A 7,741-nucleotide genomic window follows, 5' to 3' on the forward strand; every position below is an offset into this window, starting at 1 on the left:
CCCAATCAGCTCAAGCTCTAACAGGGCCTAGCCGACTACCTGTCGCTGTATCGCCAGGCGCAGATCCTGGCGCGCCAGGGGAATCGAGATCGGCCGCGAGGTGCTGGCCGACTGGATCGGCACGGCGGCAAGCGAGGTCGTGCCCGTCATGCGCCGCCTGCGGGAGATCCTGCTGGGCTCGGCGCGGTTGCTCGCTGACGAGACCACCATGCCGGTGCTGGATCCTGGTCGGCGAGAAGATCGCGGGGCGCAAGCGGCCCATCCTGACCGGACACCGATCGCCGCCTGCTCAAGGTTCAAGTGCACGCCGGCAGCGTCCAGGATCGCAACGGCGCCAAGCCGCTGTTGCGTGCCTCGCGCGGCCTTTAGGCTTTCGTCGAGACTGGGATCGCCGATGGCGGATGCGCCGGCAAGCTCGTCGCATGGGCAAAGCAAAAGGCCAATCTCGTGCTGTTTATCGTCAAGCAGCGTCGCGCCCTGCTCCGCTTCGAGCCACTGCCGCGCAGGTGTGTGATCGAGCGCAGCTTCGGATGACTCATCAAGAACCGCCGCCTCGTCCGTGCCTTCGAGCAGCGCACCGAGGTCGCCAAAACCCTCATCCGCATCCCGCTACCGCCGCCATGCTCCGCCGCATCACGTAGGACGACAACCTTCTCAAACACGCTCTGAAGTCAAGATATCAGCGGGGCAACTGCCTGCGGCTGCGCAACAGCGGCGATCTCGGCGGACTCTGCCTCGCCCAGCAACGCGATTGTAACGGACACCATCGCAGCGGCCAGCGCCGTGACAGTGACGCGGCCGATGCCGCACCTCGGGCCTGTGACCAGTGCCATCGCCCTGTCAAACCAGAAGGGCTAGGCGCCCAGCGGCACGGCCATGGCTCTCTCAGCGGACGAAAAGCCGCACGATGCCCTCACGCACCACCTCCACGATGTCCTCGCGCCGGCGCTCGATGTGCGCAGCAAGGAGGCGGGCACAGCCTTCTCCGTCACGGCGGCTGAGCGCGTCCAGGATAGCCCGGTGCTCGACGTAGGTGCCCTCGCGTCTGCCGACTCGGTCGAGGTCAACCCAGCGCACGAAATGGATGCGGGCATTCAAGCCACGCAGCAGCCGCGGTAGTTCGGCGTTGCCGGACAGTGCGATAAGGCGCTCGTGGAACTCCTCGTCGGCAGCGACCAAGCCGGCGGCCGCCGACGCAGTGGTGGGACATCGCCCCTCGACTTCCTCCCAGAACAGGCGCAGCTCCTCCACCGAGGCGTCCGGCGCACGCTCGCAAGCCAAGCGGGCCCCGGACACTTCCAGCAGCCGCCGTGCCTCATACAGGTCGAAAATCTCCTTCGTATCAAGCTCACGTGCCCTGAAGCCGCGGTTCGGCTCGAAGCTCAGAAGGCCCTCCGTAGCGAGACGGTTGAGCGCCTCGCGCACTGGGGTTCGGCTCGCCCCAAGCTCCCGTGCGATCTCCACCTCGTTGAGGCGCGCGCCCGGTGGCACGCGGTAGGCAGTCACCCGCTCGCGCAGCACTTCATAGAGGCGCGCGGCCGTATCCGCCGGTCGGCGCGGTCTCGTACTACCTCGATCGGCCGCTGCGGCTTCGGCGGCGTCCCTGTCTCGTGCAACTCGCACGCGTCAGGGCAACCGAAACAGGCAGCCGCGGTCCGGCAGAGCGTCCGGCACGCCGGCGAGACGTAGCGCCCGCCACGCGAGCGCGTGGTTGCTCGACGTGACCGGCTTCCCCAGCTCGGCCTCCAACTCCTGCACGAGCGCTGCGGCGCGCAGGCTCGTGCAGGAGACAAACAGGCCGTCCGCCTCCGGCCGCCGTCCCAGCTCCAGGGCGGCCGCGCGGAGCGAGGCCGCGTCGATACGCGCGACTTCGTTGTCGTTCTCGTGGTTGAACGAGCCGACCACGGGCACCTCCAGGCCGCGCCGCATCAAGTCCGCGCGCATCGCGCGGTTCAAGCCGTCACCGTAGGGGGTCAGGAGGGCAATCCGCCGGCAACCGGCCGCCCGCAGACCCTCGGTGGCTGCGCTCAGAGGCGAGCAGCACGGAACTCCCGGGCGCACCTCGTGCACCCGGGCGGCGACGACGTCGTCGCCGATGACCATCGCGCCGGAGGTGCAACCGAAGGCGACTGCATCAATGCGCTCGCCGGGCCGGATCAGCCGCACCGCCTCGGCGATGTTCCCCTCCATCGCGCGCAGGGTCTCAGTGGTGATGGTCGCGTCATTCCATAGACGCGTTGCGAAGAAGCCTACGCCGTCCAGCCCACCGAGTAGCGCGCGCCATTCATGCTCGATAGTATGGTCGGTAGCAAGGACGACCAGCCCGATCGCTGCGCGCGCCGCGACCCCACCGTCGAGCGTAAATGGCATCGACCGGAGGTCCACGAGCGGCTGCGGCAGGGCAGCCGTCGTCTCTGCAAATGCCGACATGCTGCGTGCTCCTCCTCCCAAACGCCCGAGGCCGCGCGCTCAGCCCGCGGCGCAGTACATCATCCCGTCGGTGGAGACCGCAGGCCGACGGCCAGCGATCAGGTCAGCGGTGATATGCGCTGACCCGCACGCCATCGTCCAGCCCATATGCCCGTGTCCCGTGTTGATCCATAGGTTCCGGTGGCGCCCGCGCCCGAGGATCGGCGTTCCCTCAGGCGTCATCGGTCGCAGGCCCGCCCAATAGGATGGCTGGCCCCAGTTCCCCGCCTCGGGAAAGAGCTCACGACCTACGCGTAGCATGGCCGCGAAGTCCGAGGGCCGGTGCGACGTGTCGAACCCCGCAAACTCGGCGGTTGCGGTGAGGCGGAACCGGTCGCCCATCCGACACCAAGCGACAAGGTTGTTCTCGTCCACCCCGCCCACATCGGGCGCGCCATTGTGGCCCTCCACGGGGATAGTTACCGAGTACCCTTTCACGGGGTAGACGGGGAGCCGAAGCCCAAGCTTGCGGCCGAGTGTAGGGGAGTGGGTGCCCAGGGCCAGCACGAAGGCGTCTGCTTCGACGCGCCCGTGATCCGTCACCATGGCATGTACGCGATCGCCCTCGACCTCGGCACCCAACACGGTCTCATTGTAGCGGAAGCGCACGCCTGCACGATCCTGACATAGCGCGGCGAGTGCCTCCGTGAAGGCGCGGGCGTCACCGCTCTCATCGTCGGGGCAGTAAATGCCTCCAGCGATCCGCGCTGCGCCGCCCGCTCCGAGGGCCGGCTCTATCTCGGCAGCGCGGGCTGCGTCCACCACTTCCATGCGCTGTCCACCCTCGTCGCGCAGCACTGCCATCGCTGCGACCCCGCGCTCGAGCGATGCCGCATCGCGATAAAGATAGAGAAGACCGTGGCGCAACCCATCGTAGCGAAGGCCGGTCTCCGCCACGAGTGTGCGTAGCTCCCGCTGTGAATACACGCACAAAGCCAGCTTGCGTAGGGTGTTGATCCGAGCCCTCTTGGCCGTGCAGTTGCGCAGGAAGCGGAAGCACCAAGCCCACATGCGCGGGTCGGCGCGAAGCCTCAGGCGCAGCGCTTGATCAGGCAGAAAGAGCGAGCGCAGGAGGACGCGCGGTGCCTTGGGTGAGGCCCAGGTGAGCGAGTGGCCTGGTGCCACGAGCCCCGCATTGGCGAAGCTGGTGCCCCGCGCCGGCTCGGCGTTGCGTTCGACCACAGTGACATCGTGCCCCTCGCGCGCAAGGTACCAAGCCGTGGTGACGCCGATCACGCCGGCGCCGAGGACCGCCACCCTCACGGCGCGACAGGGCCTAGAGCCGGGGCTGCGGGGCCCCCACCCACCGTGGCTACAATCACGATTTCCACAGCGCAGGGGGAGAAGGCCAATATCGGTTCGACACAGGTATATGTAGGGACCTGCCCTGGCTGGCACCAAACGTCCCATACCTCATGCGTCGCCGCAAAGCTGTGATGGTCTACGAGCCAGATAGTGGACGAAGAGATAGAGTGTCGGGCGGTTTTGGCCTCGGCCAGCAAGGCATCAATCTTGCTTGGGCTCTGCTGTATCTGTTCCGCCACATCTTCGGACGTGTCGTCGGCCGCTTGCCCGGCGAGCCAAACCAAGCCGCCATGGGCGACGACTTGGCTCGTGCGCGACCCTGATGGGCGAATGTACTGGATGCCCACGTCCTGGATCCTCCCTTTTCCGGTCGCCGTCTCCGTAGGCCCAATCACTTATTAAGTTTGCGATGTCTCGACGTGAATGTCAACAAATTTGTTGACAGTTTTGTATGCACTTTGGAAGAGTGGTGTCGAGTAAGAGAGGGCGGCCGTGAAAGCCTTAACGGATAACACATTCCGCTTCCCTGCCAGCCTGCTCCCGCCGGGTGCGCCCCTCTCGCTTTGGCCCGGGCTCGACTTGGCGCAACGCCGATTGTGCGTCACGCTGGGGGCGACGGCCCTGATCTGCAAGCAAGTATGCGCGGCCGAGGAGTGGTGCTGCCGCAAACGGAAGCTGTTGGAGGATACGCCTTGGCGCATCCACACCAACCCCAATAACCCCGATGTATGTAAGGGCTGCAGAGACTACTCGACGCAGAAAGGCGGGGCGGCATTCAGCCACGTGCGTATAGCGGACCAGCCGGCCACCATCCACGCCGTGCGCGTGCCCTTGGGTGGGACCGACCTGCTGCTCGGCCGGGGCCTTGTCGTTGCGAACCCGCCGGAGGCGCTGGCGTGGCTACGGCTGGGGCGTATGAGAGCGATGCTCTACCTAGAAGAGGCTGTCACGAGTGAGTTCACCTGCAACCGCGACAGCCGCGTTCCCAGCACGGTGCTGGCTTGCCCACAGATGTCCTGCCTCGCCACCGGGCTCCCCAATGCTTTGATCGCAACGAAGCTGTTTATGCTGGGCCGTGCTTATCAGCAGGGCTGGATCCCCATGTCGGCCGTGGTAGTTGAACTCAACAGCGCTGCCTTGGCCTGGGGCCGCCTGCCGGCCCATAACCCGGCCGCGGTCGCAGCGGGTGCGGCCGGGATCGTCGTGCACTGTGTGCGCCTGCTCACCCATTATCAAAGCGCCGTCTATACCAAGGTGTACCGTACACCCATAGACATAGAGAGGGTCCGCGCCGCAGAGGAGGATTGTGTGCCCGGGGGCGGCGGTAGACAGCGCGCAAAGACGGCCGCACGCAACCTCTATGGGATCACGACCTGCAAGGATGAGTGCGAGGTCGCCCAGCGACATGTTTACGCCGCGGATTTTATCGAGCGGTTGCGCACTGTGGTCCCGCCCGGCGTGCGCGTGGTATTCCATCTTGCTCCGCCACTGCTGAGCTGTCCCGACCCAGCGACAAGCTGGCCCCGAAAGCTGGCTTTCAGGCCGCTGGGTCCTCCCGCTGGTCGCGTGCTGGCATGTGCACAGCTCCGTCCTCGACCCCTTGGGCCACACGGCCGATCGGCGAGCAGAGCGGTGCTTTGTGCACAAGCGCACGGCGCTACTCAGATTCAGATAGATTGCCGAGCGCCTTACACCTGCAAATCACGAGACCATAGTCCAATCAGCGTTCCTGCCCAGCGGCGTGTGCAACTTCGGGCACGTAAAGGCAGCGGCTCCACGCAAAGCAGGGGCAGAGCGTGCGTGCCTTCTCGCCAAGTTCCAAGCGGCAGCCGGCTCCAACCAAGGAGGCCGCGTGATGGACTTCCGCCTCGATCCGGATTCGGAAAACCGCGCAGTGTTGGATCATCGATTGGTAGCCGCGGGCGCGGCCTGTGGACGCCGCAGGAGCCACGCACCTGAGGCGGGATGGGGGCTGCCGATGATAGCCCAGCCGACCGTGTACGCATGTCAGCTGCTTCAACCTCAAGTTCGACGAGAGTGTCGACGTAGACCTGCTTTTTTGTGTCGGCGTCGGGCTGGTTTGCCCGTAAAAAGACCAGCCAGGCCAAGAACTAAGTGGCCAATGCGCTGCACCTGTGCGCCGACAAGACCGTGCAGATCAACGGTGCAGGCGATTACTCCAAGAACACGGCGGCGAGTGGACTTGCTACTACGCGCAGCAGGCGCGGCTCGCGGGCAGAGCGTCGGAGATGCACAGCATGGCGCTCGCTGACTTACTTGCGTGCAAGGGCAACAGGTTTTGGTCCTGGCTGAGCGACCCAGGCCCTGTGAGGGGCGTGGGCAGCGGCCCCGATCTTCGACAACACGCCGAACAAGCCGCAACCAGCGGCGGCAGGGAGGGAACCCGCAGCCGGGCCAACCGGCGTCACGCGGGCCAACAGCAGCCAAGGGAGCATTCCACCATGAGAATTTTCAAACGCGCCTTGCTTGGCGGCACCGCGGCGTTGCTCGCGGCGATTTTTGCCTCGCCCCCAATGCTCAGCAGCAGGGGTCTGATTTCCGGTGCGACAGCGCAGCCGCAGGTACCTGCGGCGGGTGCGCTGCCCGCGCCGACGACCGCCACGGGCCCGCTCCGGATCGGAGTTCTCGACGACATGTCCGGCCTCTATGCCGACATCACTGGGCCGGGTGGCGTGATCGCAGTGCGAATGGCAGTCGAGGACTTCGGAGGCCGCGTCCTGGACCGGCACATCGAGGTCGTCTCGGGCGATCACCAAAACCGCGCTGACGTAGGCTCTGGCATTGCGCGGCGCTGGTTCGACGTCGAGGGTGTGCACATGATCACCGGCCTCGGCAACTCGTCAGTTGCCTTGTCGGTGCAGCAGCTGGCCCGTGAGCGCGGCCGCATTAACATAGTCTCCGGCGCCGCTACCACGGAACTCACGGGCCGCCAGTGCTCGCCTACCGGCGTTCACTGGACCTATGACACCTACGCGCTGGCTCGGGGCACCGGCACGGCGCTTCTCCAAGAGGGTGGGCAGCGCTGGTTCTTTCTGACCGCCGATTATGCGTTCGGTCACGCACTTGAGCGCGACACCGCGGCGGTGGTCTTGGCGGGTGGCGGGACGGTCGTAGGCCGCGCCCGCCACCCGCTCAACACGGCCGACTTCTCCTCTTTCCTGCTGACCGCCCAGGGCGCGCGCGCCGACGTTATCGCGCTCGCAAACGCCGGTGGCGACACCATTAATGCGGTCAAGCAGGCTGCCGAGTTCGGGCTGACCCGCAGCGGCAACCGCCGCCTTGCGGCTTTGCTGATGATGGTGACCGACGTGCGCGCCATCGGCCTGCAGACCGCTCAGGGGCTGGTGTTCACTGAAAGCTTCTACTGGGACATGGACGACGCCACACGCGCCTTCTCACAGAGGTTCTTTGAGCGCCACGGCGCTATGCCGACCATGCTCCAGGCCGGCATGTACGGTGCGACTCTGCACTACTTGCGCGCTGTCCAGGCGGCAGGCACGGCCGACGACGCGGCGGCCGTCATGGCCCGGATGCGTGAGATGCCAATCAACGACTTCATGACGCGCGACGGACGGCTGCGCGAGGATGGCAGGGTCATCCGCGACGTGCACTTAATGCAGGTGAAGACTCCCGAGGAGTCTACAGGCCCTTGGGACTTAATGCGCGTCGTACGCACGATCCCTGGAGATCAAGCGTTCCGGCCGCTGGCCGAGAGCGAATGTCCTCTGGTGGTCTCCCGGCGTTGAGGAGATCCGCCACAGCGGCGTAAAATATATTGTTGGTTGACGGCTCAGGCCGGTCCCGCGGTACGTCCGGCCCGAGCGTACTCGACGCATACGCGCTCGAGCGGTTGTTGGAGAACGTAATCCAGGGATAACTGGCTCCTTGCCGTACGCGCCACCGGCCGCGGCGCTAGGGGTCTGGACGCAATCGCGCCCGGTCGGTG

6 protein-coding genes and 1 pseudogene are annotated in these 7,741 nt (G+C 66.0%); 3 read left to right on the forward strand and 4 right to left on the reverse strand.

Translation table 11 applies throughout. From position 1 onward, the window contains the following. Positions 1–30: 30 nt before the first annotated feature. Positions 31–232, forward strand: a pseudogene (locus ET526_RS20485) (IS66 family transposase); the annotation flags it as partial. A gap of 653 nt (positions 233–885) precedes the next feature. On the opposite strand, the gene ET526_RS20490 reads toward ET526_RS20485, so the two are convergent. Genes ET526_RS20490 through ET526_RS22670 form a run of 4 tightly spaced genes read right to left on the reverse strand, consistent with a single transcriptional unit; the run spans position 886 to position 4,169 of the window. Next, positions 886–1,623, reverse strand: coding sequence for a GntR family transcriptional regulator (locus ET526_RS20490; protein ID WP_135470835.1), 738 nt, complete (start codon positions 1,621–1,623; stop codon positions 886–888). 3 nt (positions 1,624–1,626) lie between these two features. Further along, the gene (locus ET526_RS20495; RefSeq protein ID WP_204623738.1) at positions 1,627–2,430 is read right to left on the reverse strand and encodes a maleate cis-trans isomerase family protein; all 804 of its coding nucleotides are present in this window, start codon (positions 2,428–2,430) and stop codon (positions 1,627–1,629) included. Positions 2,431–2,469: 39 nt separating this feature from the next. Then, positions 2,470–3,732: a D-amino acid dehydrogenase gene (locus tag ET526_RS20500; protein WP_135470837.1), complete on the reverse strand. Its 1,263-nt coding sequence runs from the start codon at positions 3,730–3,732 to the stop codon at positions 2,470–2,472. Further along, positions 3,729–4,169 carry a RidA family protein gene (locus ET526_RS22670; protein ID WP_408869781.1) on the reverse strand — a complete coding sequence of 147 codons (441 nt, stop codon included), beginning with the start codon at positions 4,167–4,169 and terminating at the stop codon, positions 3,729–3,731. The genes ET526_RS20500 and ET526_RS22670 overlap by 4 nt, the downstream gene beginning before the upstream one ends. A gap of 706 nt (positions 4,170–4,875) precedes the next feature. On the opposite strand from ET526_RS22670, the gene ET526_RS22675 reads away from it, so the two are divergent. After that, positions 4,876–5,733, forward strand: a complete 858-nt coding sequence (locus ET526_RS22675) for a DUF6537 domain-containing protein (RefSeq protein WP_408869782.1) — start codon at positions 4,876–4,878, stop codon at positions 5,731–5,733. A gap of 503 nt (positions 5,734–6,236) precedes the next feature. Next, on the forward strand, positions 6,237–7,541 hold the full coding sequence (locus ET526_RS20510) for an ABC transporter substrate-binding protein (RefSeq protein ID WP_204623740.1): 1,305 nt from the start codon (positions 6,237–6,239) through the stop codon (positions 7,539–7,541). The last annotated feature ends 200 nt before the right edge of the window (positions 7,542–7,741 follow it).

This window comes from Crenalkalicoccus roseus (genome assembly GCF_004761865.1).
Taxonomy (GTDB): domain Bacteria; phylum Pseudomonadota; class Alphaproteobacteria; order Acetobacterales; family Acetobacteraceae; genus Crenalkalicoccus; species Crenalkalicoccus roseus.